The organism is Caballeronia zhejiangensis, from assembly GCF_000698575.1.
In the GTDB taxonomy this organism is placed as follows: Bacteria; Pseudomonadota; Gammaproteobacteria; order Burkholderiales; family Burkholderiaceae; genus Caballeronia; species Caballeronia zhejiangensis.
Genome location: NZ_JFHD01000008.1, coordinates 139,090 through 164,820, shown reverse-complemented (window position 1 = coordinate 164,820; position 25,731 = coordinate 139,090). Strand labels below are relative to the sequence as shown.

The window sequence follows — 25,731 nt, the reverse complement described above, 5'->3', positions numbered from 1 at the left end:
GCGCGTCAAGCCGTCTTCATCTCGTTCAAAATCTTCGCCGCCGCGATGGGAATGCGCGTGTCTTCCCATTGCGCGAGCCATTGAATCTCCTTGCGCGTGAAATAGCCGGGATGGTTGCGCAGCGCGAACTGCAAAGAATCGACGATGTGATCGCGAATGATTTGCGGCGCGTTTTCGTCGTTGACGATCGCGTGAAGGGCTTCCAGGGTGCTCATGTTTTCGATAAGACGAGGTTGATCGGCGATGACGCTCTCCCGAACATAACCGACTAAAAATCCGGAAAAAATTCGGCGCGGATGTTTAAATAAAAGGACTCGAATTAATCCAGCGGGGACAAACACATGAATCGCTCACGGCGCGCACGCTCGCGCCACGAGGCACGCGCCGATGTCTGAGCGGCCCGCGCACAAAGCTTCGATGCACTCCATCGGCTCGAATCAACTGGGCATGCGCCAGTTCAACGAGCGCATCGTCTTGCAGGCAATCCGCCTGCATGGCGCGCTGCCGAAGGCCGAAGTCGCGCGCATGACGCGCCTGTCGATGCAGACGGTTTCGCTGATCGTCGATCATCTGATCGAAGACGGCCTGCTCGCTAAAGAGCCGCGTTCGCGCGTGCGCGGGCGCATCGGGCAACCGTCGGTGCCGATTTCGCTGCGCGCGGACGGCGCGTTTTCCATCGGCGTGAAAGTGGGGCGGCGCAGCCTCGACGTGCTGTCGATGGACTTCGCCGGCAACGTGCGCACGCGCGAAACGCTGGAGTATCCGTATCCGGATCCGCATACGCTGTTTCCCGCGCTGGAAGAGCGGCTCGCGCGCGTCACCGCCGCGCTCGGCGACGACGCGCGCAAGATCGCGGGCATCGGTGTCGCGGCGCCGTTGTGGATCGGCGGCTGGCGCGATTTCTTCGACACGCCGCCCGACGCGCTCGCGGCGTGGGACGACATCGACATCCGCGCGCGCATCGAAGCGATGACCGCGCTGCCGGTCGAATTCGCGAAGGACACGACCGCCGCGTGCGCCGCCGAACTCGTGATGGGCCAGGGGCGCGGGCTGCGCGATTTCCTGTATGTGTTCATCGGGACGTTCATCGGCGGCGGGCTTGTCATCGATGGCCGATTGCACGCGGGACCGGGCGGGAATGCGGGCGCGATCGGATCGCTGCCGCTCGTCGGCGGAGGCGGAGGGAAAGGCAAGCGCGCCGGGCAGTTGCTCAACACGGCGTCGGTGTACGTGCTGGAAAAGGCGCTCGCCGCGGCGGGCGCGCCGGCCGCCGCGGCGCACGATGAGCGCGCGTGGTCGCCGGAGTGGCGCGCGCTGTCGGAAGCGTGGATGCGCGAGACGTGTCCCGCGATCGCGACGGGCATCGCGTCGTCGGCTGCATTGCTCGATCTCGAAGCCGTGGTCATCGACGGTGAAATCGACCGGAATCTGCTGCGCGAAGTCATTGGCCGCACCGATGCGGCGCTCGGCAACTTCGACTGGCAAGGCATGACGCGGCCGCGTCTCGTCGAAGGGCAGATCGGCCCCGACGCCCGCGCGATGGGCGGCGCGATCCTGCCGCTTTACGCGCACTTCGCGCCGAAGCACGAGCTCTTTCTGAAGCCGCTCGACGTCTGAATCATTCGAGCGAAAGGCGCGCCGCGAATGCGAGCAGCGCCGCGGAGAACGTCCAGCGCTGCACCGTCTGCGCTTTCGGATGACGGCGCAGCCAGCCGGAAATACGCACCGCGCCCGCCGCGAGCGTCAGGTCGAACGCGACGCCGACAACGACCAGCACGACGCCCAATTCCACCACTTGCGACCAGACCGGCCCCGTCTCCGGCCGCACGAATTGCGGCAGCAGCACGGAGCAGAACAGCAGCGCCTTCGGATTGAGGATGCTGCTCAGAATGCCTTTCGCGTAGGCAGAGCGCAGCGTGGATGCAGTGTGTCCGGATGCGGCTTCGAGTCCGAAAGCGGGCGAGCGGAAGATCTGGATCGCCACGTACGAGAGATATAGGCCACCCGCGATACGCACGCCGTCGTAAAGCCACGGCGCGCTGCGCAAAAGCGCTGCAACGCCGAGCGCCGACAGCGTGACGTGCGTCGCGCGTGCCGTGGCGAGACCGGCGGCGACGGCGAGTCCGTGGCGGAATCCGCGCGTGCCGCTCGTCTGCAGCACGAGCGCCATGTCCGGTCCGGGCAGCGCGTAGACGACCGCGAGCGCGCCGATGAAAACCCAAAGCAAGTGTGCCGAAACCATGATGCGCTCCTGTTCAGAAGGCTTTATCGTGCCACTTCGGAAAGAGCGATTTATGGTCTTTTGAGGCGATTTTGCGAGTCGGGTTGCAGCTTTCCTCTAAGATCAGAAGAGTTTAAAGGGGATAGCACCATGACCGAAATCGACCGCATCGATCGCGCGATGCTTGCTGCGCTCCAACACGACGGCCGCATGCCCGTCGCGAAACTGGCCGAGCGCGTCGGCCTGAGCGAAACGCCGTGCGCGCGCCGTCTCAGGCGTCTCGAAAGCGAGGGATTCATCGACGGCTATCGCGCCGTGCTGTCGCGCAAGGCGCTGGAACTGGGCGTCGTCGCGTTCGCGCAGGTGCGCTTCAGCGTGCACGACCGCGCGCTCTCGGATCGCTTCGAGCGCGAAATTCAGGGCATTGCCCGCATCGTGTCGTGCCACAACATTTCAGGGACGGCGGATTATCTGCTTCAGATCATCGCGCGCGATCTCGACGAATACGGCATCTTCATGCGCGACGTGCTGCGGACTTTGCCGGGCGTCACCGCCGTGGAATCGATGCTCTCGCTGCGTGAAGTCAAACGCGACAGCGGGCTTCCCCTGCCGTGAAGATTGTCTAGACAAGGAGCGACATCGCTCGAATGGGAAGCCTCGGGATTCCCCTAATACAACGTAAGTTGTATATACAAGAAGATGAAGTGAACTCGACGCGGGTTGTCGTTCGCGTCTGTCCACACTCACTTCTTGATGCGCAGGAGCAATCCGTGACTTCGACTTCCCGTTTTCGCGACACCGAGATCCGCGCGCCGCGCGGCACGCAACTCAGCGCAAAGAGCTGGCTGACCGAAGCGCCGCTGCGCATGTTGATGAACAATCTCGATCCCGAAGTGGCCGAGAATCCGAAGGAACTGGTCGTGTACGGCGGCATCGGCCGGGCGGCGCGCGACTGGGCGTGCTACGACAAGATAGTCGAAACGCTGAAGCGTCTGGAAGCGGACGAGACGCTGCTCGTCCAGTCGGGCAAGCCAGTCGGCGTGTTCAAGACGCACGAAAACGCGCCGCGCGTGCTGATCGCGAATTCGAACCTCGTGCCGCACTGGGCGAACTGGGAGCACTTCAACGAGCTCGACGCGAAAGGTCTCGCGATGTACGGCCAGATGACCGCGGGAAGCTGGATCTATATCGGCAGTCAGGGCATCGTGCAGGGCACGTATGAAACCTTCGTCGAGGCCGGGCGCCAGCATTACGGCGGCGATCTCAAAGGCCGCTGGGTGCTTACCGCCGGTCTCGGCGGCATGGGCGGCGCGCAGCCGCTCGCGGCGACGCTCGCGCTCGCGTGTTCGCTGAACATCGAATGTCAGCAGAGCCGCATCGATTTCCGTCTGAAGACGCGTTACGTCGACGAACAGGCGACCGATCTCGACGACGCCCTCGCGCGCATCCGGCGCTACACGTCCGAAGGCCGCGCGATCTCCATCGCACTGTGCGCGAACGCGGCGGACGTGCTGCCCGAACTCGTGCGTCGCGGCGTTCGGCCGGACTTGGTCACCGATCAGACCAGCGCGCACGATCCGCTCAATGGCTATCTGCCGAAAGGCTGGACGTGGGCGCAGTATCGCGATCGCGCGCAAAGCGATCCGGCGGCGACCGTGAGGGCCGCGAAGCAATCGATGGCGGAGCACGTCCGCGCGATGCTCGCGTTCCGCGAACAGGGCGTGCCGACCTTCGACTACGGCAACAACATCCGCCAGATGGCCAAGGAAGAGGGCGTCGAGAACGCGTTCGACTTCCCGGGCTTCGTGCCGGCGTATATCCGGCCGCTCTTCTGCCGCGGCGTCGGGCCGTTCCGCTGGGCCGCGCTGTCGGGCAATCCCGAGGACATCTACAAGACCGATGCGAAGGTGAAGGAGATCATCGCCGATGACGCGCATCTGCATCGCTGGCTCGACATGGCGCGTGAGCGGATCAGTTTTCAGGGCTTGCCGGCGCGCATCTGCTGGGTCGGCCTCGGGCTGCGCGCGAAGCTCGGCCTGGCGTTCAACGAGATGGTGCGCAACGGCGAATTGTCGGCGCCGGTCGTGATCGGCCGCGATCATCTCGATTCCGGCTCCGTCGCGAGCCCGAATCGCGAAACCGAAGCGATGCAGGACGGCTCGGACGCCGTGTCCGACTGGCCGCTGCTCAACGCGCTGCTGAACACGGCGAGCGGCGCGACGTGGGTGTCGATCCACCACGGCGGCGGCGTCGGCATGGGCTTTTCGCAGCACGCGGGCGTCGTGATCGTCTGCGACGGGAGTCGTGAAGCCGATGCACGCATCGCGCGCGTGCTGCACAACGATCCGGCGACGGGCGTCATGCGCCATGCCGATGCCGGTTACGACATCGCGGTCGAATGCGCGCGCGATCAAGGGCTCGATCTGCCGATGATCGACAAGCGATGAAAAAGCTCTGGCAACACTGCCACGCCGCGACGATGGCCGGCGGCAAGTATTCGGTCATCGACGACGCGGCGATCCTGACCGATGGCGCGCGCATCGAGTGGATCGGACCGCGCGCGGCCGCGCCGGATATCGGCGAATGCGAACGTGTCGAACTCGATGGCGCGTGGGTGACGCCGGGTCTGATCGACTGTCACACGCATCTGGTTTTCGGCGGCGATCGCAGCGGCGAATTCGAGGAGCGGCTCGAAGGCGTGAGCTACGCGGAGATCGCGGCGCGCGGCGGCGGCATCGCGAGTACGGTGCGCGCGACGCGCGAAGCCAGCGAAGACGCGCTGTTCAAAGCGGCGAAAACACGCGCGCTCGGCCTGCTGCGCGAAGGCGTGACCACGCTCGAAGTGAAGTCAGGCTACGGGCTCGATCTCGCGAACGAGCGGAAGATGCTCGCCGTCGCGCGTCGTCTCGGCGAAGCGCTGCCGCTGACCGTGCGCGCGACCTGCCTCGCCGCGCACGCGTTGCCACCCGAGTACGCGAATCGCGCGGATGACTATATCGCCCATATCTGCGATGAGATGCTGCCAGCGCTCGTCGAAGAAGGCTTGGTCGATGCCGTCGATGCGTTTTGCGAGCACATCGCGTTCTCCACGGAGCAAGTCGAGCGCGTGTTCCGATGCGCGCGCGATCTCGGCGTGCCAGTCAAAGTGCACGCGGAGCAGTTGTCGTCCTTGCATGGATCGTCGCTGGCGGCGCGGTATCGGGCGTTGTCGGCGGATCATCTCGAATACATGACCGAGGACGACGCCATCGCGATGGCGCAATCCGGCACCGTCGCCGTGCTTTTGCCGGGCGCGTTTTACATGTTGCGTGAAACGCAGTTGCCGCCCATCGACGCACTGCGGCGGCATCGTGTGCCGATCGCGCTCGCGAGCGATCTGAATCCGGGAACGTCGCCCGCGCTTTCGCTGCGCATGATGCTCAACATGGCCTGCACGCTCTTTCGCCTGACGCCCGAAGAAGCGCTCGCCGGCGTGACCTTGCATGCGGCAAAGGCGCTCGGCTTGCACGCGACGCACGGATCGCTCGAAGCGGGCAAGACCGCCGATTTCGTCGCCTGGCGCATCGGCAGGCCGGCCGAGCTTTCGTACTGGCTCGGCGGCGCGCTCCCGAACCGCGTCGTGCGGGGCGGTGCGGAGGTCGATATCGAGCGCATCGCCCGATGAAACAAACGCCTCGTCCGAACCGGAACGAGGCGTTTCACCAAGAAAAGAAACGATGAGGCGCGGCGTTACGTGCGCTTGCGGATCATTCCCCAGACGACGAGCAGGATGATTGCGCCGATCACCGAGGCGATCCAACCCGCCGGTTGTCCCGGCTGATACCAGCCGAGCGCCCGGCCGACGTACCCCGCGATCAGCGATCCGGCGATGCCGAGGACGATGGTCATGATCCAGCCCATGCTGTCGTCGCCCGGCTTCAGTGCGCGCGCGATGAGACCGACGACGAGTCCGACGATCAAAGTACCGATAAATGCAAGCATGCGGTCGCTCCTTGACTAAGTTTTACGGCGTTTTGATTGCGTTTGCGGAAGGATTCCGGACGATCCGGTACATCCAAAGTAGCACGGCGCAATGCGTTTGGGTATGACACTGGCCGTTCGGCTAACCCGTGGAGCACGAACGATGCCGCGTCCCGCCCCAAGGTAAAATTCGTCGCATTGCCTCTGCATGCGTTGCTACGATATGACCGATTCCGAATTCCCCTCCACCGACGAAGCCATCCACGAAGACCGCCTCTGGCGCGACGACGGCTGGACCGCGCGCGTCATCAAGAACGAGGACGACGACGGCTGGGCCGTCGAGATGATTCAGGCGGGCGAGGCGGAACCCGCGCTCGTCGGCCCGTGGACAATGGGCCGCGACAAGAAAAATCCGAAGCCGCTCGATGCAGGCGCGTTCCGCACGCTCGTCAAGACGGCGTCGGAAGTCTTGCGTCGCCATGAACAGCAACGTCATGCGATGTTGAACAAGAACGTCACCATCGACGTGCGGGGTGAGGACATCACCGTCACGCTGGAGATCGTTCCGGATGAAGACGATCCCTACGCCAATCTCAAAGCCTTCGATGCGTACGGCGCGCAACTCGCGTTCGTGCGTGTGTCGCCGGCGTTCAAGCTCAGCAAGGCGAGCGCCGAACGCTGGGCCGAGAACGATTTCGCCAAGCCGAACTGAATCGGCTGCAGAGCGCGCATGGCGCGGGCACAAATAGAAACGCCGTCGCGCTTTCGTGCGACGGCGTTTGAAGAAATCTTGCGAGTCGAAGCGGCGCTCAGCCCTTTCTGACGACGAACTCGATTCGGCGATTCGCGAAACGTCCGCTGGCAGTATCGTTGTCGGCGATCGGATTGGCGTCGCCGTAGCCCGCTGCCGTGAGCGATTGCGGCGGCACGCCGTTACGCACGAGGAAGCCTCGGACCGCCTGAGCGCGTTCCTTTGACACTTCCAGCTTGGCCGCCGCTCCGCCCTGGGCATCCGAATAACCCGCGATTTCGAGATTCACCATCGAACCCTTGGCTGCGCAGTTCTTGAGCAGTTGCGCCGTCTCGCCGAGCGTGGCGTAGGCGCTTTCCGGCACCTGCGCACTCGAACGCTCGAAATTAACAACCTGAAGGTCGAGCACGCGCGTCAGCTTGTCGCCGGAGCAAGGCGTGTCCGTGGCGAGCAGGCTCTTTAGCGCGCTGCGAAAGGATCGTGTCGCCGTGGCGACCGCGCCGTCCACGTCGAACGCCGCGACCTGGAACATGCCGCCGAGCGAGCTTCTCATCCTATCGACCCAGCCGAGCTTCGCGTTTGCGGCCGCGCCGCTCAGTTCCACCTTCGAGCCGGTGATCTTGGCTTCCGCGCCGGGCACGGCCATGAGCGGGAAGAAGTCGCTCAGACGCGAAAGCCAGGCTGCCGGGCGTGTTTCGGCAACGACGGAAATATCAGCCGTGTAGGCTTTGCCGAAGCGAGCCGTCAATGCGTCGATGAGATGCTTCTTCTCTGCTTCAGTGCCGACCGTCGCCTCGATCGCCGGGATGCCCGCCGAGTTGACGCTGAACAGCAACTGCGCGTTTTTCCATGAAGCCGGCGCGGCTTTCATTGCCGAGGCCGATTGCGGTGCCGCCGCCGTGTTGGCCGACGCATCGATGGATGACACGGCCGGCGTTTCATCGCTGACCGGCGAGACCGATGGCGTCGCGGAGGAAGCCTGCGTCGACGCATCGGCGACCGGCTGCGTGGCTGGCGCGGCGCTCAGATCGACGCTTTCGCCATGCGTGAAGCCACGGTAATAGACGAGCGCGAGGATGACGGCCAACACAGCGAAAAGCAGCCAGATCCACTTGTTCGAACGCTTCTCCGCCGGCTTGCGAACCGGTGCGCGCATCGGCGGCGGCGAGGGGGGCAAGGACGGCGCGGGCTTGGGCGCCGGGGCGCTTTGCGTGACGGCTTTCACGACGGGTTCGGGCGCAAGCGCCACCGCGACGTCGCCGTCGATGCGCGGTTCGAGGCTCGATGCGACGGTATCGAGGCGCGGCGTGATGCAACTGGTGAAGCCTTCGGTGTTGCCAACGCCGATGGCCGTCGCGACCGCGTTCGACATCGACGAATTGATCTCGCCGACCTGATCGCGCAGGAGCTTGGGCACCTGCGGCAGTCCCCACTGTGCAAGCAGGAAGTGGCGTTTCATGACGCCGAACAGCACGGCCGCCACGATGCCGGCGAGCGCCGACGTCGCTTGCGTCGGAACGCCGGTTTCTGCCGAGACGGCGTCGGTCAGGGCATCGACACGCTGGCCCGTCGCGAGCGCGGCAAGCGAGTGCCCGGTGGTTTCGAGCTGCTTGAGCCCGCCGGTGGTGGCGATCAGCTTTGAGAACTGTTCCGCGATGTAGGCGTTGGTCTCCGGCTGCATGATGACGGCGTAGACCGACTGCGAGCCGGGCACGAGCGTCGCCCGGTCCATGAGCGAGGCGACGAGTCCGGGCGCGATGCGCGCCGCGAGTTGCCGGACCATTTGCCCAGGTATGCCGAACTGCTGCGACAACTGCTCCGCGACGTTTTCCGAGATCGCGGCGTTGACCGCCTGGACCAGATTGATGCTCATCGACTGAATTTCCTTTCTACATGAGCGCTTAACGCAAGCGCAGAAGCGCAGCGGATTCTATATGCACAGTTATCCTAAAAAGAATCGTGCAAACTTCTTTACAAAAACGGTGCTTCGATGCGACTTGCCTTACGCTTTTTTTAGCGTGCAAGCGGGCTCATTTGCGAGAAAAATTTGAGAATCCGCTTGCAGGCGATGCCGAGCCACGACGGTTCGGCGGGCGCGGTTTCCGCGCTTTTCACGGAAAGCGCGACGAGCGACAGCATGGAATGAGACTGGATGAGCGTGCGATACGAAGCGTCGAGCGGCGACGTCCACGCGCACGAGCGGCAATCGTGCTTCGCGCACATATTGCAGGGAGGTTGATCGCGGTTCATGGCAGAGTCCTTTACAAGTATCCGCACATGATCTTCGATACGGGATCGCAAGGCGATCAGAGCCTTCCGATTGAACTCTTGGTTTTATTTTCGGAAATAGGACAAACTAGCTTGATAAATCCGGCACTGTTCGCACCAAAGGAGATGGCGATGCACTATCTGTTGATTTACGAACTTCGGTCTGACTATCTGGAGCGCCGCGCGCAGTTTCGCGATGAACATCTGGCGCTCGCGTGGGCGGCGGTCGAACGGGGCGAAATCGTGCTCGCCGGGGCGCTCGATGCACCCACCGATCGCGCGATGCTGCTGTTTCACAGCGAATCGCCCGCCGCCGCCGAAGATTTCGCGAAGAACGATCCTTACGTGACGAACGGGCTGGTGGAGCGTTGGGAAGTGCGCAAGTGGAACACGGTCGTGGGCGCGAACGCAGCCACGCCCGTGCGATAGCGCGACGCGAAGATCACGCGTCGGCGGTTTCTTCCTCCGGCCGGTCCCGCCGCGAGGAACCGCGCCGCTGCGCCGAGCGATACAGGCTCGTCAACGTATCGTCGATCTGTTGCGAACGCTCGAAGAGCGTCGCGAGCCAGTCGACGAACGCGGATACGCGCGGCGTCGCCTGACGGCTCTTCAGGAACGCCACCGACACCTTGAGCGGCGGCGATTTCCATTGCGGCAGCACTTCGCGCAACTGTCCCGAGCGCAGATAAGGCTGCGCCGCGATCCGCAGCGGCTGAATGAGCCCGAGCCCTTCGACGCCGCACGCGAGGTACGCGTGCTCGTCCGCGACCTGAACGAAACCGCGCATCTTCATCGTGACGGCTTCGCCGTCGACAGCGAAATCGAAGTCGGCCGGGCGCCCGCTTTTCTCCGCAAGACAGTTCACCGCGACGTGCTGCGCGAGCTCGTCGAGCGTTTCCGGCGTGCCGTGCTTCTCCAGATACGCGGGACTCGCGCACGTCACCTGTTCGAGCATGCCGAGCCGGCGCGCGATCAATCCGGAATCGGGCAATTCGCCGAGCTGCACGCTGCAATCGACGCCTTCGCCGACGAGATCCACATTGCGATTGCCGATGCCGATCGACAGTTCGATCTGCGGATAGCGCGCGTGGAACTCCGGCAGCGCGGGCACGACGATCGACGTCGCGACGGTATCCGGCATTTCGACGCGCAGCCGTCCGCGCAGGCGCTCTTCGCCCGCGCCGAAACCGGATTCGAGCTCGTCGATATCGGCGAGAATTTGCGCGCAGCGCTCGTAATAAGCGGCGCCGTCGACGGTGAGATTCAGGCGCCGCGTCGTGCGTGCGAGCAATTGCACGCCGACTAGCGCTTCGAGTTGTTGCACGGTCGTCGAAACACTCGCGCGCGGCATGCCGAGCGACTCGGCGGCGCGCGTGAAACTGTTCGTATCGACGACACGCGTAAAGACACGCATGGCATGGACGCGATCGATCACGTTGAGTTTTCCTTTTATGACGATTGAATGGCGATGCGCGAGAAAAAACGACTTCACCGCGGCTGCGAAACCGCGGAAAAAAGGCGCATCGGCGATGGTTGAATCGTACGGACGGGAAGCGTCAACGTGAATACACAAAAATGGCGGATTCTTGCCTGATTCTTTTCGACGGCGAATCCTGCGCGCGTTACAGCATCGGCATTTCGCCGCGCAGGCGGCCCGCGACGCCCGAGAAGTCGCTGCCCGACGGCGCCTGATAAAGCCGCAGGCCCATCTCGGGAAGGATCGAGAGCAGATGATCGAAGACGTCGCCCTGAATGCGCTCGTATTGCGTCCACGCGGTGGTCGCGGTGAAGCAATAAACCTCGACAGGGATGCCGTCCGATTGCGGCTCCATCATTCGCACCATGATCGCCATGTCCTGGCGAATCTCCGGATGGCGCTGCAAAAACGCAAGCCCGTACGCGCGGAACGTGCCGATGTTCGTGAGCCGCCGCCGGTTCGCGGGCTCGTTCGCGAGTTCGCCGAGATTGCGGTTGGTTTGCTCCACCTCGGTCTGCTTCTGTTCCAGATAATCGTGCAGCAGGCGAAAGCGTTTCAGGCGCGCAGTCTCTTCCTCGGTGAGAAAGCGCACGCATTGCGCGTCGATACGCATCGTCCGCTTGATGCGCCGCCCGCCCGATTCAAACATGTGCCGATAGTTGCGATAGCTCTCCGAAAAGAGCTTGTAGGTCGGCACCGTGGTCACGGTGTTGTCCCAGTTCTGCACCTTGACGGTGTGCAGCGCGATGTCCTTCACGAAGCCATCGGCGGCGGCTTGCGGCATTTCGATCCAGTCGCCGATGCGCAGCATGTCGTTCGACGTCAGTTGCGTGCTCGCGACGAGCGACAGCAAGGTGTCCTTGAACACGAGCAGCAGCACGGCCGAGAGCGCGCCGAGACCGGAGAGCATCCAGAGCGGCGAACGGTCGATCAGTATCGACAGGACGAGCACGCCGCATACGAGCGCGAGTCCGAGCTTGCCGATCTGGATGTAGCCTTTGATCGAGCGTGTCTGCGCTTCCTTGCTTTCCGCATAAACGTCCTGCCACGCGGACAGGGCGCTGCCCGCGGCGAAGAACATGCAGATCCACGCGCCGCCGTGCGCGACGCGGCCGATGATCGTCGCCCAGTGACCGATGCGCGGCACTTCGTCGATGCCGAGCGCGACCGTCGCGAACGGCACCGCATACCAAAGCCGGTGATAAGCGCGATGCTTGATGAACGCGCGGTCCCACTTCTGATGCCCCGCGAGCACGAGCAGGCGATGCGCGACATGGAGCACGATGCGGGCCACGACCCATTGCACGAAGAGCGCGATCAGCGCGAGCGCGACGAGACCCGCGACCGTTTGCGCCCACGGATGAATGGCGAGCAGATGCGGCAGCGGATCGGGCAGGAAATCGAAATTCATAGGGATCGTGGAGGACTGAAGACGCGCGATCTTGCATCGCGACGCGCTCCGTATTGTGCATGATCGTGCGCGTCCGAGGCATCGGATGCGGCCGAGTTGCGGGCCGTGGCGCGCCTTATCGAAAACCCGAGTTCGATGAAAATGAATTTTTTTTGGCCGGATTTTCGAGTAAATATACTTTCATCGCGTTCAATCGCCATGAGGGCGCAGCGCATTTCATGTCCCGTTCACTATCGGTCCGTGCGCCGGCGAGCGCCGACGATCTGATCTCCGCGCGCATCGCGGCGGCCATGCCGACGCTCACGCCGATCCATCGGCGCATGGGGGCGTTCGTGCTCGCGAATCTGTTCCGCTCGGCGACGATGCGTATCGACGAACTGGCGGGCGCGGTGGGCGCGTCGGTGGCGACGGCGAACCGTTTTGCGCGTGCGCTCGGATTCTCCGGCTATCCCGCGTTTCGCGAGGCGCTCGTGCGCGGCTTCGAGGCGACCATCGCGCCGGTCGAGCGCTTGCGCACCGCGCTCGAATCGCCGGCGAGCGGCGCCGAAGTATTCGATGCATCGCTTGCACAGGCGGCGGCGAATCTGCGTCTCGCGCAAACATCCGTCGATGGCGCGAGGGCCGAAGCGATCGTCGATACGATTCTCGCCGCGCCGCGCGTCTTCGTGATCGGCTACGGCGCGAGCGCGTTTCTCGCCGGCCTGATGGAGCACGGTCTCACGCCGTATTGCGCGAACGTGCAATCGCTCGCGCTGATGGGCGGGCCGTCGCACGCGGCGCGCAGGCTTTTCACGGCTTCGCGCGGCGATGTGCTCGTCGCGATCGCGTTCCCGCGCTATGTCGACGACACCATCACGCTTGCGCGGCTCGCGCGCGATCACGGCTTGCGCGTGGTCGCGTTGACGGACAGCGCCGCGTCGCCGCTCGCGCAGGGCGCCGATCTCGTGCTCGCGATCCGCGCCGAGCGCAGGCTCGCGGCGAATTGCGATACCGCCGTGCTCGCCGTCATCGAAGCGCTGTGCGATGCGGTCGCGCATCGGGCGAAGCGTTCGGTGGAGGCGGCATCGGGATTGACCGAATTCGTGTTGCCGTGGCTCGTCGCCCCGGCGCTCGCCAAAGATGCGCGCGCCGCTCATACGACGCGCCGCACGACCGCGAAACGACACACTCACAGGGAACCGCGCGACTCATGAAGGTCACACCAGTCATTGCGATTCACGGCGGCGCGGGCACGCTCCTGCGCAGCGCGATGAACGCCGAAACGGAAGGGCGCTATCTCGCCGCGCTCACCGACATTCTCAGCGCGGCTCAGCGCGTGCTCGCCGATGGCGGCAGCGCGCTCGACGCCGTCACCGAAGCCGTGCGTCTGCTCGAAGACTGTCCGCTCTTCAACGCGGGGCACGGCGCGGTGTTCACGGCGGCCGGCACGCACGAACTCGACGCCTCCGTGATGGACGGCGCGACGCTCGAAGCGGGCGCGATCAGTTGCGTGACGCGCGTGAAGAACCCGGTGCTCGCCGCGCGCCGCGTGCTCGACGCGAGCGATCACGTCATGTTTACGGGCGCCGGCGCGGAAGCCTTCGCGCAGTCGCAGGGTCTCGAATTCGTCGATCCGTCGTACTTCTACACGGAAGCGCGCTTTCAGCAATGGCAGAAGGCGCGTGGCACGTCCGGCACCATGCTCGATCACGATGCGATGACGAAATTCGCCTTCGATAACGGCCCGGACGATCCTATCGATCCCGACAAGAAGTTCGGCACGGTCGGCGCGGTCGCGCTCGATTCGAACGGTCATCTCGCGGCGGCGACGTCGACGGGCGGCATCACGAACAAGCAGGCGGGTCGCGTCGGCGATGCGCCCCTGATCGGCGCGGGCTGCTATGCGAACGACGCGACGTGCGCGGTCTCCACGACGGGCACGGGCGAGATGTTCATCCGCATGCTCGCGGCGTATGACGTGTCGGCGCAGATGGAATATCGCGGCGTGTCGCTGGAAGAAGCATCGAACGATGTCGTGATGAACAAGCTGCCGCGCATCGAAGGACGCGGCGGACTCGTCGCCGTCGATGCGAAAGGCAACGTCGTGCTGCCGTTCAACACGGAAGGCATGTATCGCGGATTCGCGCGCGTGGGCGAAGCGCCCGTCACGGCGATCTATCGATGATGACGCTGCCCGAAGCGTGCGTCATCGACGTACACGGCCTGTCCGTGAATTTCCGCTCGCGCTCGCGCACCATCGAAGCGGTGCGCAACATCTCGTTTAGCGTCGACCGCGGCGAGACGCTTGCGATCGTCGGCGAATCGGGCTCGGGCAAGTCGGTCACGTCGCTCGCGCTCATGCGTCTCGTCGAGCATGGCGGCGGACAGATCGTGTCGGGCAGCATCGCGTTTCGCCGGCGCAACGGGCAAGTGCTCGATCTCGCGAAAGCATCGTCGGCGACGATGCGCGGTGTACGCGGCGCGGACATCGCGATGATCTTCCAGGAGCCGATGACATCGCTCAATCCCGTGTTCACGGTCGGCGACCAGATTGCGGAAGCGATCGCGTTGCATCAAGGCAAGAGCCGTTCCGATGCGCGCGCCGAGGCATTGCGTCTGCTCGATCTCGTGCGGATTCCCGAGGCGAGGCGCGTGTTCGCGCGCTATCCGCATCAGTTGTCGGGCGGCATGCGCCAGCGCGTGATGATCGCGATGGCGCTCTCGTGCAAGCCCGCGCTCTTGATCGCCGATGAGCCGACGACCGCGCTCGACGTGACGATTCAGGCGCAGATCCTGCAACTCGTGCGCGGCTTGCAGGACGAGATGAACATGGGCGTGATCTTCATCACGCACGACATGGGCGTGGTCGCGGAAGTGGCCGATCGCGTGCTCGTCATGTATCGCGGCGAGAAGGTGGAAGAGGCGCCATCGGACGCGCTGTTTCATGCGCCGAAGCATCCGTACACGAAAGCGCTGCTCGCCGCCGTGCCGACGCTCGGCGCGATGCGCGGCACCGATCGTCCCGCGAAATTCCCGATCCTCGAAGTCGAGTCCGCCGACATCGCGCCCGACGATGCGAGCGCGTTGCGTCCGTCGGAAGCGGTCGAGAAGGAGAAGCAGCCCGCCGTCGATGAAGCCATTGAACCGATACTGCGCGTGCGCGATCTGGTCACGCGCTTTCCGGTGAAGAGCGGCCTCTTTGGCCGAACGACGGCGGCAGTGCACGCGGTCGAACGCGTGAGCTTCGACTTGCGGCCTGGCGAAACGCTTGCGCTCGTCGGCGAATCGGGTTGCGGCAAATCGACGACGGGACGTTCGCTGCTCAGGCTCGTCGAGAGCCAGAGCGGGTCCATCGAATTCGATGGACGCGATATCAGCAAGCTCGAAGGTCACGCGTTGCAGGCGCTCAGGCGCAATATCCAGTTCATTTTTCAGGACCCGTTCGCGTCGCTCAATCCGCGTCTGACCGTGGGCTTTTCGGTGATGGAACCGCTGCTCGTGCATGGCGTCGCGAGCGGAAGACAAGCACAGGCGCGGGTCGACTGGCTGCTCGACAAAGTGGGCTTGCCGCCCGAAGCCGCGCAACGTTATCCGCATGAATTCTCGGGCGGTCAGAGGCAGCGCATCGCGATTGCGCGCGCGCTCGCGTTGAACCCGAAAGTCGTGATCGCCGATGAATCCGTGTCCGCGCTCGATGTCTCCGTGCGCGCGCAGATCGTCAATCTGATGCTGGATTTGCAGCGCGAACTGGGCGTCGCGTATCTCTTCATTTCGCACGACATGGCGGTCGTGGAGCGCGTGAGTCATCGCGTGGCGGTGATGTATCTCGGGCAGATCGTCGAGATCGGGCCGCGCGCGGCGGTGTTCGAAGCGCCGCGTCATCCGTACACGCGCAAGCTGATGAGCGCGGTGCCGGTCGCCGATCCGTCGCGTCGGCACGCGAAGCGCATGCTCGCCGCCGACGAGATTCCAAGCCCGATCCGCAAGCTCGGCGATGAGCCGATCGTCGCAAAACTGGTTGCTGTCGGACCTGATCACTTTGTCGCCGAGCATCACGTTGGCGGCGCTTACTAAAAGCAATTCGAAGAGCACCTCGAAAAGCACTTCAACAAGGAGTCCAACGATGCCGTCCTTCAAATTGCGCGCGATGCTCGCAGCAAGCGCGTTCGCCACATTGACCGTTCTCGCGCCGGTCGCTGCGCACGCGCAAAGCACCGCCGTGATGGCCGTCGCCTCGACCTTCACGACGATGGATCCGTACGACGCCAACGACACGCTCTCGCAAGCCGTGGCGAAGTCGTTCTACGAAGGCTTGTTCGGTTTCGACAAGGACATGAAGATTCGCAACGTGCTCGCGACGAGCTACGAGGCGAGCCCCGACGCGAAGGTGTACACGATCCATCTGCGCAAGGACGTGAAGTTCCAGGACGGCACCGACTTCAACGCCGATGCGGTGAAGGCCGTCTTCGACCGCGTGACGAATCCGGACAACAAGCTGAAGCGCTACAACCTCTTCAACAAGATCGAGAAGACCGAAGTGGTCGATCCGTACACGGTGAAGATCACGCTGAAGATTCCGTTCTCGGCGTTCATCAACGTGCTCGCGCACCCGTCGGCGGTGATGATCTCGCCGACCGCGCTGCAGAAATACGGCAAGGACATCGCGTTCCATCCGGTCGGCACGGGGCCGTTCGAGTTCGTCGAATGGAAGCAGACCGACGACCTGAAAGTGAAGAAGTTCGCGGGCTACTGGCGCAAGGGCTTGCCGAAGATCGACATGATCGACTGGAAGCCCGTGGTCGATAACAACACGCGCGCCGCGCTCATGCAAACGGGCGAAGCGGACTTCGCGTTCTCGATTCCGTTCGAGCAGGCCGCGACGCTCAAGTCGAGTCCGAAGGTCGATCTGATCGCGGCGCCTTCGATCATTCAGCGCTACGTCAGCATGAATACGCTGCAGAAGCCCTTCGACAATCCGAAGGTGCGCGAGGCGATGAACTACGCGATCAACAAGGAAGCGCTCGTCAAGGTCGCGTTCGCGGGTTATGCCGTGCCGTCCGAAGGCGTCGTGCCGCCGGGCGTCGACTACGCGACGCCGAAGCTCGGACCGTGGAAATACGATCCCGCGAAGGCGCGCGAGCTGTTGAAGGAAGCCGGTTATCCGAACGGCTTCGAAACCGTGTTGTGGTCCGGCTATAACCATACGACCGCGCAGAAGATCATCCAGTTCGTGCAGCAGCAACTCGCGCAAGTGGGCGTGAAGGCATCGGTCGAAGCGCTCGAAGCGGGGCAGCGCGTGCAGCGCATCGAGAGCGCGCCCGATCCGAAGACCGCGCCGGTACGCATGCTCTACATCGGCTGGTCGTCGTCGACGGGCGAAGCGGACTGGGCGATCTCGCCGCTCCTGAGCGGCGGCTCGTTCCCGCCGAAGCTCTTCAACACGGCGTACTACAAGAACGATCAAGTCGATGACGATCTGCAAAAAGCGCTCGCGACGACCGATCGCAACGAGAAAGCGAAGCTCTACGCCGATGCGCAAAAACGCATCTGGGCCGATGCACCGTGGATCTTCCTCGTCACGGAAAAGGTCGTGTATGCGCGCAGCAAGCGTCTGTCGGGCGCATACGTGATGCCGGACGGCTCGTTCAACTTCGACGAAATCGCAATCAAGTGATGGACGACGGCCGGGCTTCATCGCCCGGCCTTATCTGACGAACACGATGCTCAACTTCATCGCCAAACGCCTGTTCGGATTGCTGCCGACACTCTTCATCGTCGCAGTGCTGGTGTTCTTCTTCGTGCACATGCTGCCGGGCGATCCCGCGCGTCTCGCAGCAGGCGCGGAAGCCGACGAAGCCACGGTCGCGCTCGTGCGCGCCGATCTCGGCCTTGACAAGCCGCTGCCGCAACAGCTCGTGAGCTTCTTCGGCAAGGTCGTGCATTTCGATTTCGGCATGTCCACGCGCAGCAAGCGGCCCGTGTCGACGGAAATCGCCGAGCGCTTCATGCCGACCTTGTGGCTCACGCTCGCGAGCATGGTATGGGCCGTGATCTTCGGCATGACCATCGGCATCGTGTCGGCGGTGTGGCGCAATCGCTGGCCCGATCGACTGGGCATGACGCTCGCGGTGTCGGGCATCTCGTTTCCGGCCTTCGCGCTCGGCATGCTGCTGATGGAAATCTTCTCGGTGAAGCTCGGCTGGCTGCCCATCGTCGATGACGGAACGTGGAAAGGCTACGTGCTGCCATCGATCACGCTGGGCGCGGCGGTGGCCGCCGTCATGGCGCGCTTCACGCGCGCGTCGTTCGTCGAAGTGCTCGGCGAGGACTTCGTGCGCACCGCGCGCGCAAAGGGCGTGCATGAGCCGATGGTCATCGTGAAGCACTGCCTGCGCAACGCGATGATTCCCGTCGTCACGATGATGGGCCTGCAATTCGGCTTTCTGCTCGGCGGCTCGATCGTCGTCGAGAAGGTGTTCAACTGGCCGGGCCTTGGCCGCCTGCTCGTCGATGCCGTCGAGATGCGCGACTATCCCGTGATTCAGGCAGAGGTGCTGCTGTTCTCGCTGGAGTTCATCGTGATCAATCTGATCGTGGACGTGCTGTACGCGATCATCAATCCGACCATTCGCTTCAAGTGAGGACGCGATGAGCGTGACAGCCGAAAGCGCGACAACCGCGCCGCAAGAGATCCGCACGCCGTGGACCGAGTTCTGGCGCAAGTTCAGGCGGCAACACATCGCGATGATCGCGGCCGTGTTCGTGCTGCTGCTGATCGTGATCGCGATCATCGCGCCGTACATCGCGCCGTATGACCCGGAAAACTACTTCGACTACGACGCCCTCAACGCCGGTCCTTCGGCTGCGCACTGGTTCGGCGTCGATGCTCTGGGCCGCGACATTCTGAGCCGCATACTCGTCGGCAGCCGCATATCGTTGACGGCGGGATTGCTCTCGGTCGTGCTCGGCGCGGTGATCGGCACGTTCTTCGGCTTGCTCGCGGGCTACTACGAAGGATGGTGGGACCGCATCGTGATGCGTATCGCGGACGTGCTCTTCGCGTTTCCCGGCATTCTGCTCGCGATCGGCGTCGTCGCGATTCTCGGTAACGGCATGGTGAATGTCGTGTGCGCGGTCGCGATCTTCAGCATTCCCGCGTTCGCGCGGCTCGTGCGCGGCAATACGCTCGCGCTGAAGCATCTCACGTATATCGAGGCGGCCAAGAGCATCGGCGCCTCGGACTGGACGATACTCGCGCGGCACATTCTGCCCGGCACGATTTCATCGGTGGTCGTGTACTTCACGATGCGGATCGGCACGTCGATCATCACGGCCGCGAGCCTGTCGTTTCTCGGACTCGGCGCGCAGCCGCCGACGCCCGAGTGGGGCGCGATGCTCAACGAAGCGCGCGCCGACATGGCGATGGCGCCGCATGTCGCCATCTTCCCGAGTCTCGCGATCTTCTTCACGGTGCTCGCGTTCAATCTGCTCGGCGACGGCCTGCGCGACGCGCTCGATCCGAAGCTCGACCGGCCATGATGCACATCGGCTCGCTCGTCGCGGGGCCGCGCGGCACGATCGCGGATGTCGCGGGTGTGACGGTCGGTCATTGCACGCTTGCGCAAGGTGCGGTGCAGACCGGCGTCACGGTGATTCGTCCGCATGACGGCGACGTGTATCGCGACAAGGTGCCCGCTGCGGCGTGCGTCATCAACGGGTTCGGCAAGAGCGTCGGGCTCGTTCAGATCGACGAGCTTGGCGTGATCGAAACGCCGATCGCGCTGACCAACACGTTCGGCGTCGGCACGCTCGCCAATGCGCAGATTCGCGCGGCCATTGCTGCGAATCCGCGCATCGGACGCGAAGACCCGAGCGTGAATCCGCTCGTGTTCGAATGCAACGATGGCTATCTCAACGACATGCAGGCGCTCGCGATTCACGAAGCGCACTACACGAGCGCACTCGAGGCGTGCAGTGTCGAGTTCGAGCGCGGCGCGGTCGGCGCGGGGCGGGGCATGTCGTGCTTCGAACTGAAGGGCGGCATGGGTTCGGCTTCGCGTGTGGTGCATATCGGCGGCGACGCTTATACGACGGGCGCGCTCGTGCTCGCCAATTTCGGCAAGCTGCAGCAATTGATTGTCGAAGGCGAAGCGCTCGGTCGCAAACTTCAATCGAGCATCGATGAGAAGCCCGAGCAAGGATCGATCATCATGTTGATCGCCACCGATGCGCCGCTCGATGCACGTCAGTTGCGCCGTCTCGCGATGCGCGCCGCCGCCGGTCTCGCACGCACCGGATCGGTCTTCGGACACGGCAGCGGCGACATCTCGCTCGCCTTCACGACCGCGTACACCGTGCCGCACGATGCAGACTTCATCGCGATGCCGCCGCTCATCAACGACGCGCGTCTCGATCCGCTGTTTCAAGCCGCCGCCGATGCCACCGAACAGGCGATCCTCGATGCGCTTTACAGCGCGGAAACGGTCGCCGGGCGCAACGGTCATCGGCGCATCTCACTCAAGGACGCATTGAGAACACGACCATGAAAGTGCTGATCTCGGTGGATATCGAAGGCATCGCGGGCGTGTTTCATCCGGAGCAGACGCGCGCCGGCAACACGGAATACGAACAGGCGCGCCGCTGGATGTCGCGCGAAGCCGATGCGGCCGCACAAGGTGCATTCGATGGCGGCGCGACGCAAGTCTGGATCAACGATTCGCATGGCGGCTTTCGCAATCTGATGCCCGATCTCATCGATCAACGCGCGCGGCTCGTGCTCGGCAAGCCGCGCACGCTCGGCATGATGGCGGGACTGGAAGCATCGCCGGAAATCGTGTTCATGATCGGCTATCACGCGCGCGCGCAAAGCCGCGGCATTCTCGCGCATACGATCAACAGCGCGGCCTTTGCGCGCGTCATGCTCGACGGCGAGGAAGTGGGCGAGGCCGGACTCTATGGGCGGCTTGCCGAGGAACGCGGCGCACGCATCGCGCTGCTGACCGGCGACGACGTGTTCGGCGCCGAAACGCTGCCCGCATTCCCAGGCGCGCGCTTTCTCTGCGTGAAGACGGCGCACGGCTATTCGAGCGGTGTCACCGAAACGCCCGCCGCAGCGTGCGAGGCGATCCGGCTCGCCGCGCGCGAAACGATCGAAACGTCTTCCGGACATGCCCGCCGTCCGGCGATCACGGAACACCGCTGCGAGTTGCGCGCGCAAACGAGCGCATTCGCCGATCTCTTCTGCCAATGGCCGACGCTCGAACGCATCGATGCCGTGACGCTCGCTTTCGATGCGCCTTCGATGGAGCATGTCGTGCGGATACTCAATTGCCTTTCGGCAATGTCTTTCATGATACGGTGAGTGGTTGAACCAGGCGCTTCGAGTATCGTTAGAATGGCGTCTTTCGCGAGACCGCTCATGGTTTCGACTTGCTTGCAGACGACGCTCATGCATACCGTGAAGCTTGAACATAACGACGACGAAGTCCTCGATCCCGCCGATCCGCAACTTGTCGTGCGCGGCTCGCTCTTCATCGACGGTCACGATGCCGGTTGCTGGGAAGAGCGGCGCGACGGCACATGGGCGGCGCATGTGCGGCACAAGGGCGGCTGGATCGTCGAGACGAGCCGTGGCGCGCTGATCGAGCGGCTCGCCCGCGGGGCATAACGCAGTTTTCTTCGAACTGATTTAACACATTTCATGTATCTGTCGATCATCGCCGTGGGGCTCGGCGGCGGGCTGGGTTCGTTGCTCAGATGGGTCCTCGGCTTGCGCCTGAATGCGATTTTTCCGAATCTGCCGCTCGGCACCTTTGCGGCGAACGTCATTGCGGGCTACATCATCGGCGTAGCGGTCGCTTTTTTCGCGCGCTTTCCCGATATTTCGGTGGAATGGCGCCTGTTCATCATCACCGGATTGATGGGCGGCCTGTCCACGTTTTCCACGTTCTCGGCCGAAGTGGTCGCGCATCTGCAGCAAGGGCGGCTCGGCTGGGCGCTCGGGGAGATCGCGATTCACGTTGGCGCGTCGCTCGTGATGACCGCGCTCGGCATCGCGACGGTGGCCGTCGCTTCCTGAAGGACCCGATCGGCGGCGCGGCATCGGCATCCGTCTTTTTATCGATTTGAACGTTTGCGCGCGCCGATTCCGCTCATTCCCGTAAAGTTTTTTTCCCGCGTTTTGAACGCTAGACCCTCGCTGCTTCGGCAGCGGTTTTTTCTTTTGACAGTAACGAAGGTGATGAAATGCCAGGCCTGCCGCTCATCGAAGTCAGACCGTATCGTGCGAGCGATCTCGACGGTGTAATCGATCTGTTCCAACGCGCCGTTCGCGAAACGGCATCGGCCGACTATAACGAAGCGCAGATCGCAGCCTGGTCGCAAGCCGATCGCGACGAATGGGAACTCGCGCGCTTGAGCCGCCCGACTTGGGTCGGACTTGTCGACGGCGAACTCGCGGGCTTCGCCGATCTCGAGAAGAACGGTCTCATCGACATGATGTTCGTCGATCCGATACATCAGCGCAAAAGCGTGGCGACGTCGCTGCTCGCGCGCATCGAGGCCGAAGCGGAGGTGCTCGGCCTGACGACGCTGCATACCTATTCGAGCGTCACGGGGCGGCCTTTCTTCGAATATTGCGGTTTCACGATGCTGCTGGCGCGCGCCGTCGTCGTGCGGCAGCAGCGCTTTGTCCAGTTCGTGATGGAGAAAGTGCTGGATCTGTGAAATCTGTATAGACAACACGCGTCGATCTTCCGGGGCGAGCCTAGTGAAATCCCGGATAACCCCTTGTTTCGTCCTTTCTGCGCGATTAGACTTGAGTCTAACTTGTATAGACAGGACGAACCATGATCACGCTTACGCCCGGAAAACTGACGCTGCCGCAACTGCGCCGCATCGCGCGAGGCTCGGACCCGCTTCTGCTCGATCCGGCCAGCTTCGACGCGATCGATGCCAGCGCGCGCGCAGTCGCCGCGATCGCCGCGAAGGGCGATCCGGCTTACGGCATCAATACGGGCTTCGGGCGGCTCGCCAATACGCACATTCCGGCCGATCAGCTGGAACTGCTGCAAAAGAATCTCGTGCTGTCGCATGCGGTGGGCGTGGGCGAGCCGATGTCGCGTCCGGTCGTGCGGCTTTTGATGGCGCTCAAGCTGTCGAGTCTCGGGCGCGGCCATTCGGGCATCCGCCGCGAAGTCATCGACGCGCTCATCACGCTCTTCAACGCCGACGTCCTGCCGATCATCCCGATCAAGGGTTCGGTCGGCGCATCGGGCGACCTCGCGCCGCTCGCGCATATGTCGACGGTGCTGCTCGGCATCGGCGAAGTCACGATTCGCGGTGAGCGCGCCAGTGCGCTCGACGGTCTGGCGGTCGCGGGCCTCAAGCCGCTCACGCTGCAGGCGAAGGAAGGACTCGCGCTGCTGAACGGCACGCAGGCGTCGGCGGCGCTCGCGCTTTACAACCTTTTCGCGATCGAAGATCTGTTCCGCACCGCGCTCGTCGCGGGCGCGCTGTCCGTCGATGCAGCCGCCGGCTCGGTCGTTCCGTTCGATGCGCGCATCCATGAACTGCGCGGTCATCGCGGGCAGATGGAAGCCGCATCGGCGTATCGCACGCTGCTGAAGGGCTCCGGCATCAATCTGTCGCACGCGGATTGCGACAAGGTGCAGGACCCGTACAGCCTGCGCTGCCAGCCGCAGGTGATGGGCGCGTGCCTCGACCAGATGCGCCACGCGGCGGATGTCCTGCTGATCGAATCGAACGCCGTCTCCGACAACCCGCTGATCTTCCCCGATACGGGCGAAGTGCTCTCGGGCGGCAACTTCCACGCGGAGCCGGTCGCGTTCGCGGCCGACAATCTCGCGCTCGCCGCAGCCGAAATCGGCGCGCTCGCGGAACGCCGCATCGCGCTTTTGATCGACGCGACGCTCTCGGGCCTGCCGCCGTTCCTGGTGCGCGATGGCGGCGTCAACTCCGGCTTCATGATCGCGCACGTGACGGCGGCCGCGCTCGCATCGGAGAACAAGACGCTCGCGCATCCGGCGTCGGTCGATTCGCTGCCGACGTCCGCGAATCAGGAAGATCACGTCTCGATGGCGACGTTCGCCGCGCGCAAGCTCGGCGACATCGCCAGCAACACCGCGAACATCCTCGCGATCGAACTGCTCGCGGCGGCGCAAGGCGTCGATCTGCGCGCGCCGCATCAGACGAGCGCGCCGCTCGCCGAAGTGATGAAGACGCTGCGCGCGCACGTGCCGCACTACGACCTCGACCATTACTTCGCGCCCGACATCGCCGCGATCGCGACGCTCGTGCAGCAAGGCGCGATCGCGCGGCACAGCCCGTTCTCGTTCGCGTCGGAACAAGCTGAATGAGCACGCCCGCGTATCAGGAGATCAAGGACTACATTCTCCAGCGCATTCATATCGGCGAGTGGAAGGAGGGCGACCAGGTGCCTTCCGAAAACGAGCTTGCGCGCGAATTCAAGGTCGCGCGCATGACCGTGAACCGCGCGCTGCGCGAACTGACCGCCGAACAGGTGCTGACGCGCGTGCAAGGCGCGGGCACCTTCGTCGCGCAGCCGAAATACGCGTCGACGCTCGTCGAGATTCGCAGCATTTCGGATGAAATCGTCGCGCGCGGTCACACGTATCGCGCGCAGGTGCTGCATTTGGGCGCGTCGATCGTCGACGAAGCGCTCGCCGCCGAAATGCATCTCGCGCTCGGCAGCCCGGTGTTTCATTCGCGCGTGCTGCATTTCGAAAACGACGAGCCGGTACAGATGGAAGAACGTTACGTGAATCCCGCGCTGGCGCCGGAATACGCGCGCCAGGATTTCACGACGATCACGCCGAACCAGTATCTGATGACCGCCGCGCCGCTGCAGCGCGTCGAGTATCGGATCGAGGCATCGGTGCCGTCGGCGGAAATTCGGCTCGCGCTCGCGATGGCCGAGCACGAGCCGTGTCTGCTGCTGCATCGGCGCACGTGGTCGCGCGATGCGGTGGCGTCGGTTGCGAATCTCTGGCATCCCGGCGACCGCTACCAATTCACCGGACACTTCTGAACGTGACGATCATTCGTGCCGATTCGCTGACGCCCACGCCGTGGAAGAACGGCGGCGGCATCACGCGCGAGATCGCGGCGGGGCCGCAGGGCGTGTCGCTCGATGCGTTCGCGTGGCGTCTGTCGCTCGCCGACGTCGCATCCGACGGTGCGTTCTCGAAGTTCGAGGGCGTCGATCGCGTGCTCGTGCTGCTCGACGGCGCGGGCATGCGTCTGACGGAAGCGCACGGCGACGTGCATGTTCTCGATGCGCCGCTCGCAATCGCGCGCTTTGCCGGCGAGACGCCGATTCACGCCACGCTCCTCGCCGGCCCGACGCGCGATTTCAACGTGATGGTGCGCCGCGATCGCGCGCGCGCAACGGTGAACGCCGGGCGCGCGTCATGCTCGCTCGCGTTCGAACACGACGTGACGTTTCTGTTCTGCGTGCAAGGGCGGCTCGACATCAAGTTCGCCGACGACACATGCCATACGCTCGAAGCAGGCGACACCTCGCGCATCGATGGCGCGAGCGCGCTCGAATGCGCGGTTCAGGATGGCGCATCGTGGCTGCATATCGGCATCGACATGATGTAGACGCGCATCGACATAACAAC

General features: G+C 63.9%; 27 protein-coding genes. 20 read left to right on the top strand and 7 right to left on the bottom strand.

Annotated elements, in window-relative coordinates; translation table 11 throughout:
- Nucleotides 1-5: 5 nt before the first annotated feature.
- Entirely contained in the window at nucleotides 6-215 is a 210-nt protein-coding gene (locus tag BG60_RS13890) for a hypothetical protein (protein WP_008353754.1), read from the bottom strand.
- A gap of 172 nt (nucleotides 216-387) precedes the next feature.
- Here BG60_RS13890 and BG60_RS13885 point away from each other — a divergent pair, with 172 nt between their 5' ends.
- A complete protein-coding gene (locus BG60_RS13885; RefSeq protein WP_008353753.1) occupies nucleotides 388-1,617 on the top strand; it encodes an ROK family transcriptional regulator in 1,230 nt (409 codons plus the stop codon).
- Between the two features lies 1 nt (nucleotide 1,618).
- On the opposite strand, the gene BG60_RS13880 is transcribed toward BG60_RS13885, so the two are convergent.
- Entirely contained in the window at nucleotides 1,619-2,242 is a 624-nt protein-coding gene (locus tag BG60_RS13880; protein WP_008353752.1) for a LysE family translocator, read from the bottom strand.
- A gap of 129 nt (nucleotides 2,243-2,371) precedes the next feature.
- On the opposite strand from BG60_RS13880, the gene BG60_RS13875 reads away from it, so the two are divergent.
- The 3 genes from BG60_RS13875 to hutI all read left to right on the top strand — a co-directional run bounded on the left by BG60_RS13875 (nucleotide 2,372) and on the right by hutI (nucleotide 5,885).
- On the top strand, nucleotides 2,372-2,836 hold the full coding sequence (locus tag BG60_RS13875; protein WP_008353751.1) for an Lrp/AsnC family transcriptional regulator: 465 nt from the start codon (nucleotides 2,372-2,374) through the stop codon (nucleotides 2,834-2,836).
- Between the two features lie 155 nt (nucleotides 2,837-2,991).
- Entirely contained in the window at nucleotides 2,992-4,668 is a 1,677-nt protein-coding gene (gene hutU, locus BG60_RS13870) for a urocanate hydratase (RefSeq protein ID WP_008353750.1), read from the top strand.
- Nucleotides 4,665-5,885, top strand: coding sequence for an imidazolonepropionase (gene hutI / locus BG60_RS13865; protein WP_008353748.1), 1,221 nt, complete (start codon nucleotides 4,665-4,667; stop codon nucleotides 5,883-5,885). The genes hutU and hutI overlap by 4 nt, the downstream gene beginning before the upstream one ends.
- A gap of 65 nt (nucleotides 5,886-5,950) precedes the next feature.
- On the opposite strand, the gene BG60_RS13860 is transcribed toward hutI, so the two are convergent.
- A complete protein-coding gene (locus BG60_RS13860; RefSeq protein ID WP_008353746.1) occupies nucleotides 5,951-6,202 on the bottom strand; it encodes a GlsB/YeaQ/YmgE family stress response membrane protein in 252 nt (83 codons plus the stop codon).
- Between the two features lie 202 nt (nucleotides 6,203-6,404).
- Between BG60_RS13860 and BG60_RS13855 the strand changes: the two genes are divergently transcribed.
- A complete protein-coding gene (locus tag BG60_RS13855) occupies nucleotides 6,405-6,893 on the top strand; it encodes a hypothetical protein (protein WP_008353745.1) in 489 nt (162 codons plus the stop codon).
- 97 nt (nucleotides 6,894-6,990) lie between these two features.
- Here BG60_RS13855 and BG60_RS13850 read toward each other — a convergent pair whose 3' ends face one another.
- Nucleotides 6,991-8,805: an OmpA family protein gene (locus BG60_RS13850; protein WP_008353744.1), complete on the bottom strand. Its 1,815-nt coding sequence runs from the start codon at nucleotides 8,803-8,805 to the stop codon at nucleotides 6,991-6,993.
- A gap of 140 nt (nucleotides 8,806-8,945) precedes the next feature.
- A complete protein-coding gene (locus BG60_RS13845; protein WP_008353743.1) occupies nucleotides 8,946-9,182 on the bottom strand; it encodes a hypothetical protein in 237 nt (78 codons plus the stop codon).
- Between the two features lie 150 nt (nucleotides 9,183-9,332).
- Here BG60_RS13845 and BG60_RS13840 point away from each other — a divergent pair, with 150 nt between their 5' ends.
- Nucleotides 9,333-9,629 carry a YciI-like protein gene (locus tag BG60_RS13840; RefSeq protein WP_008353742.1) on the top strand — a complete coding sequence of 99 codons (297 nt, stop codon included), beginning with the start codon at nucleotides 9,333-9,335 and terminating at the stop codon, nucleotides 9,627-9,629.
- 13 nt (nucleotides 9,630-9,642) lie between these two features.
- Here BG60_RS13840 and BG60_RS13835 read toward each other — a convergent pair whose 3' ends face one another.
- Complete coding sequence (locus BG60_RS13835) at nucleotides 9,643-10,635, bottom strand: LysR family transcriptional regulator (protein WP_033536340.1); 993 nt, start codon at nucleotides 10,633-10,635, stop codon at nucleotides 9,643-9,645.
- 187 nt (nucleotides 10,636-10,822) lie between these two features.
- The gene (locus BG60_RS13830) at nucleotides 10,823-12,088 is read right to left on the bottom strand and encodes a mechanosensitive ion channel family protein (RefSeq protein ID WP_008353740.1); all 1,266 of its coding nucleotides are present in this window, start codon (nucleotides 12,086-12,088) and stop codon (nucleotides 10,823-10,825) included.
- Nucleotides 12,089-12,306: 218 nt separating this feature from the next.
- Between BG60_RS13830 and BG60_RS13825 the strand changes: the two genes are divergently transcribed.
- The 14 genes from BG60_RS13825 (at nucleotide 12,307) to BG60_RS13760 (ending at nucleotide 25,711) form a co-directional block, all read left to right on the top strand.
- Entirely contained in the window at nucleotides 12,307-13,281 is a 975-nt protein-coding gene (locus BG60_RS13825; protein WP_034471874.1) for a MurR/RpiR family transcriptional regulator, read from the top strand.
- Nucleotides 13,278-14,252 carry an isoaspartyl peptidase/L-asparaginase family protein gene (locus BG60_RS13820; protein WP_008353738.1) on the top strand — a complete coding sequence of 325 codons (975 nt, stop codon included), beginning with the start codon at nucleotides 13,278-13,280 and terminating at the stop codon, nucleotides 14,250-14,252. The genes BG60_RS13825 and BG60_RS13820 overlap by 4 nt, the downstream gene beginning before the upstream one ends.
- Nucleotides 14,249-16,141, top strand: coding sequence for a dipeptide ABC transporter ATP-binding protein (locus BG60_RS13815; protein ID WP_008353736.1), 1,893 nt, complete (start codon nucleotides 14,249-14,251; stop codon nucleotides 16,139-16,141). Before BG60_RS13820 ends, BG60_RS13815 begins: the two co-directional genes overlap by 4 nt.
- A gap of 49 nt (nucleotides 16,142-16,190) precedes the next feature.
- Nucleotides 16,191-17,741: a glutathione ABC transporter substrate-binding protein GsiB gene (gsiB, locus tag BG60_RS13810; protein WP_008353735.1), complete on the top strand. Its 1,551-nt coding sequence runs from the start codon at nucleotides 16,191-16,193 to the stop codon at nucleotides 17,739-17,741.
- A 46-nt stretch (nucleotides 17,742-17,787) separates the two neighbouring features.
- Complete coding sequence (gsiC, locus tag BG60_RS13805; RefSeq protein ID WP_008353734.1) at nucleotides 17,788-18,708, top strand: glutathione ABC transporter permease GsiC; 921 nt, start codon at nucleotides 17,788-17,790, stop codon at nucleotides 18,706-18,708.
- Nucleotides 18,709-18,715: 7 nt separating this feature from the next.
- On the top strand, nucleotides 18,716-19,606 hold the full coding sequence (gsiD, locus tag BG60_RS13800) for a glutathione ABC transporter permease GsiD (RefSeq protein WP_008353733.1): 891 nt from the start codon (nucleotides 18,716-18,718) through the stop codon (nucleotides 19,604-19,606).
- A complete protein-coding gene (locus BG60_RS13795) occupies nucleotides 19,603-20,613 on the top strand; it encodes a DmpA family aminopeptidase (protein WP_008353732.1) in 1,011 nt (336 codons plus the stop codon). Before gsiD ends, BG60_RS13795 begins: the two co-directional genes overlap by 4 nt.
- On the top strand, nucleotides 20,610-21,428 hold the full coding sequence (locus BG60_RS13790) for a M55 family metallopeptidase (protein WP_008353731.1): 819 nt from the start codon (nucleotides 20,610-20,612) through the stop codon (nucleotides 21,426-21,428). The genes BG60_RS13795 and BG60_RS13790 overlap by 4 nt, the downstream gene beginning before the upstream one ends.
- 57 nt (nucleotides 21,429-21,485) lie before the next feature.
- The gene (locus BG60_RS13785; protein WP_033536342.1) at nucleotides 21,486-21,734 is read left to right on the top strand and encodes a hypothetical protein; all 249 of its coding nucleotides are present in this window, start codon (nucleotides 21,486-21,488) and stop codon (nucleotides 21,732-21,734) included.
- 33 nt (nucleotides 21,735-21,767) lie between these two features.
- Nucleotides 21,768-22,145: a fluoride efflux transporter CrcB gene (crcB, locus tag BG60_RS13780; protein ID WP_008353729.1), complete on the top strand. Its 378-nt coding sequence runs from the start codon at nucleotides 21,768-21,770 to the stop codon at nucleotides 22,143-22,145.
- Between the two features lie 167 nt (nucleotides 22,146-22,312).
- Nucleotides 22,313-22,792 (top strand): GNAT family N-acetyltransferase, encoded by a 480-nt coding sequence (locus BG60_RS13775; RefSeq protein WP_008353727.1) that lies wholly within the window; start codon nucleotides 22,313-22,315, stop codon nucleotides 22,790-22,792.
- 122 nt (nucleotides 22,793-22,914) lie between these two features.
- The gene (gene hutH / locus BG60_RS13770; RefSeq protein WP_008353726.1) at nucleotides 22,915-24,444 is read left to right on the top strand and encodes a histidine ammonia-lyase; all 1,530 of its coding nucleotides are present in this window, start codon (nucleotides 22,915-22,917) and stop codon (nucleotides 24,442-24,444) included.
- Nucleotides 24,441-25,136 carry a histidine utilization repressor gene (hutC, locus tag BG60_RS13765; protein ID WP_008353725.1) on the top strand — a complete coding sequence of 232 codons (696 nt, stop codon included), beginning with the start codon at nucleotides 24,441-24,443 and terminating at the stop codon, nucleotides 25,134-25,136. Before hutH ends, hutC begins: the two co-directional genes overlap by 4 nt.
- Before the next feature lie 2 nt (nucleotides 25,137-25,138).
- Nucleotides 25,139-25,711, top strand: a complete 573-nt coding sequence (locus BG60_RS13760; RefSeq protein WP_008353724.1) for a HutD/Ves family protein — start codon at nucleotides 25,139-25,141, stop codon at nucleotides 25,709-25,711.
- Nucleotides 25,712-25,731 lie beyond the last annotated feature (20 nt).

Excerpts from the sequence above, each read along its gene's own strand:
- BG60_RS13775 (WP_008353727.1), top strand. The coding sequence starts at position 22,313 with ATGCCAGGCCTGCCGCTCATCGAAGTCAGACCGTATCGTGCGAGCGAT.
- BG60_RS13815 (WP_008353736.1), top strand. The coding sequence starts at position 14,249 with ATGATGACGCTGCCCGAAGCGTGCGTCATCGACGTACACGGCCTGTCC.
- hutI (WP_008353748.1), top strand. The coding sequence starts at position 4,665 with ATGAAAAAGCTCTGGCAACACTGCCACGCCGCGACGATGGCCGGCGGC.
- hutC (WP_008353725.1), top strand. The coding sequence starts at position 24,441 with ATGAGCACGCCCGCGTATCAGGAGATCAAGGACTACATTCTCCAGCGC.
- BG60_RS13830 (WP_008353740.1), bottom strand. The coding sequence starts at position 12,088 with ATGAATTTCGATTTCCTGCCCGATCCGCTGCCGCATCTGCTCGCCATT.
- BG60_RS13860 (WP_008353746.1), bottom strand. The coding sequence starts at position 6,202 with ATGCTTGCATTTATCGGTACTTTGATCGTCGGACTCGTCGTCGGTCTC.
- crcB (WP_008353729.1), top strand. The coding sequence starts at position 21,768 with ATGTATCTGTCGATCATCGCCGTGGGGCTCGGCGGCGGGCTGGGTTCG.
- BG60_RS13820 (WP_008353738.1), top strand. The coding sequence starts at position 13,278 with ATGAAGGTCACACCAGTCATTGCGATTCACGGCGGCGCGGGCACGCTC.
- gsiB (WP_008353735.1), top strand. The coding sequence starts at position 16,191 with ATGCCGTCCTTCAAATTGCGCGCGATGCTCGCAGCAAGCGCGTTCGCC.
- BG60_RS13790 (WP_008353731.1), top strand. The coding sequence starts at position 20,610 with ATGAAAGTGCTGATCTCGGTGGATATCGAAGGCATCGCGGGCGTGTTT.
- BG60_RS13885 (WP_008353753.1), top strand. The coding sequence starts at position 388 with ATGTCTGAGCGGCCCGCGCACAAAGCTTCGATGCACTCCATCGGCTCG.
- BG60_RS13795 (WP_008353732.1), top strand. The coding sequence starts at position 19,603 with ATGATGCACATCGGCTCGCTCGTCGCGGGGCCGCGCGGCACGATCGCG.
- BG60_RS13845 (WP_008353743.1), bottom strand. The coding sequence starts at position 9,182 with ATGAACCGCGATCAACCTCCCTGCAATATGTGCGCGAAGCACGATTGC.
- BG60_RS13890 (WP_008353754.1), bottom strand. The coding sequence starts at position 215 with ATGAGCACCCTGGAAGCCCTTCACGCGATCGTCAACGACGAAAACGCG.
- gsiD (WP_008353733.1), top strand. The coding sequence starts at position 18,716 with ATGAGCGTGACAGCCGAAAGCGCGACAACCGCGCCGCAAGAGATCCGC.
- BG60_RS13855 (WP_008353745.1), top strand. The coding sequence starts at position 6,405 with ATGACCGATTCCGAATTCCCCTCCACCGACGAAGCCATCCACGAAGAC.
- BG60_RS13875 (WP_008353751.1), top strand. The coding sequence starts at position 2,372 with ATGACCGAAATCGACCGCATCGATCGCGCGATGCTTGCTGCGCTCCAA.
- BG60_RS13850 (WP_008353744.1), bottom strand. The coding sequence starts at position 8,805 with ATGAGCATCAATCTGGTCCAGGCGGTCAACGCCGCGATCTCGGAAAAC.
- BG60_RS13825 (WP_034471874.1), top strand. The coding sequence starts at position 12,307 with ATGTCCCGTTCACTATCGGTCCGTGCGCCGGCGAGCGCCGACGATCTG.
- BG60_RS13785 (WP_033536342.1), top strand. The coding sequence starts at position 21,486 with ATGGTTTCGACTTGCTTGCAGACGACGCTCATGCATACCGTGAAGCTT.
- BG60_RS13840 (WP_008353742.1), top strand. The coding sequence starts at position 9,333 with ATGCACTATCTGTTGATTTACGAACTTCGGTCTGACTATCTGGAGCGC.
- gsiC (WP_008353734.1), top strand. The coding sequence starts at position 17,788 with ATGCTCAACTTCATCGCCAAACGCCTGTTCGGATTGCTGCCGACACTC.
- hutH (WP_008353726.1), top strand. The coding sequence starts at position 22,915 with ATGATCACGCTTACGCCCGGAAAACTGACGCTGCCGCAACTGCGCCGC.
- BG60_RS13880 (WP_008353752.1), bottom strand. The coding sequence starts at position 2,242 with ATGGTTTCGGCACACTTGCTTTGGGTTTTCATCGGCGCGCTCGCGGTC.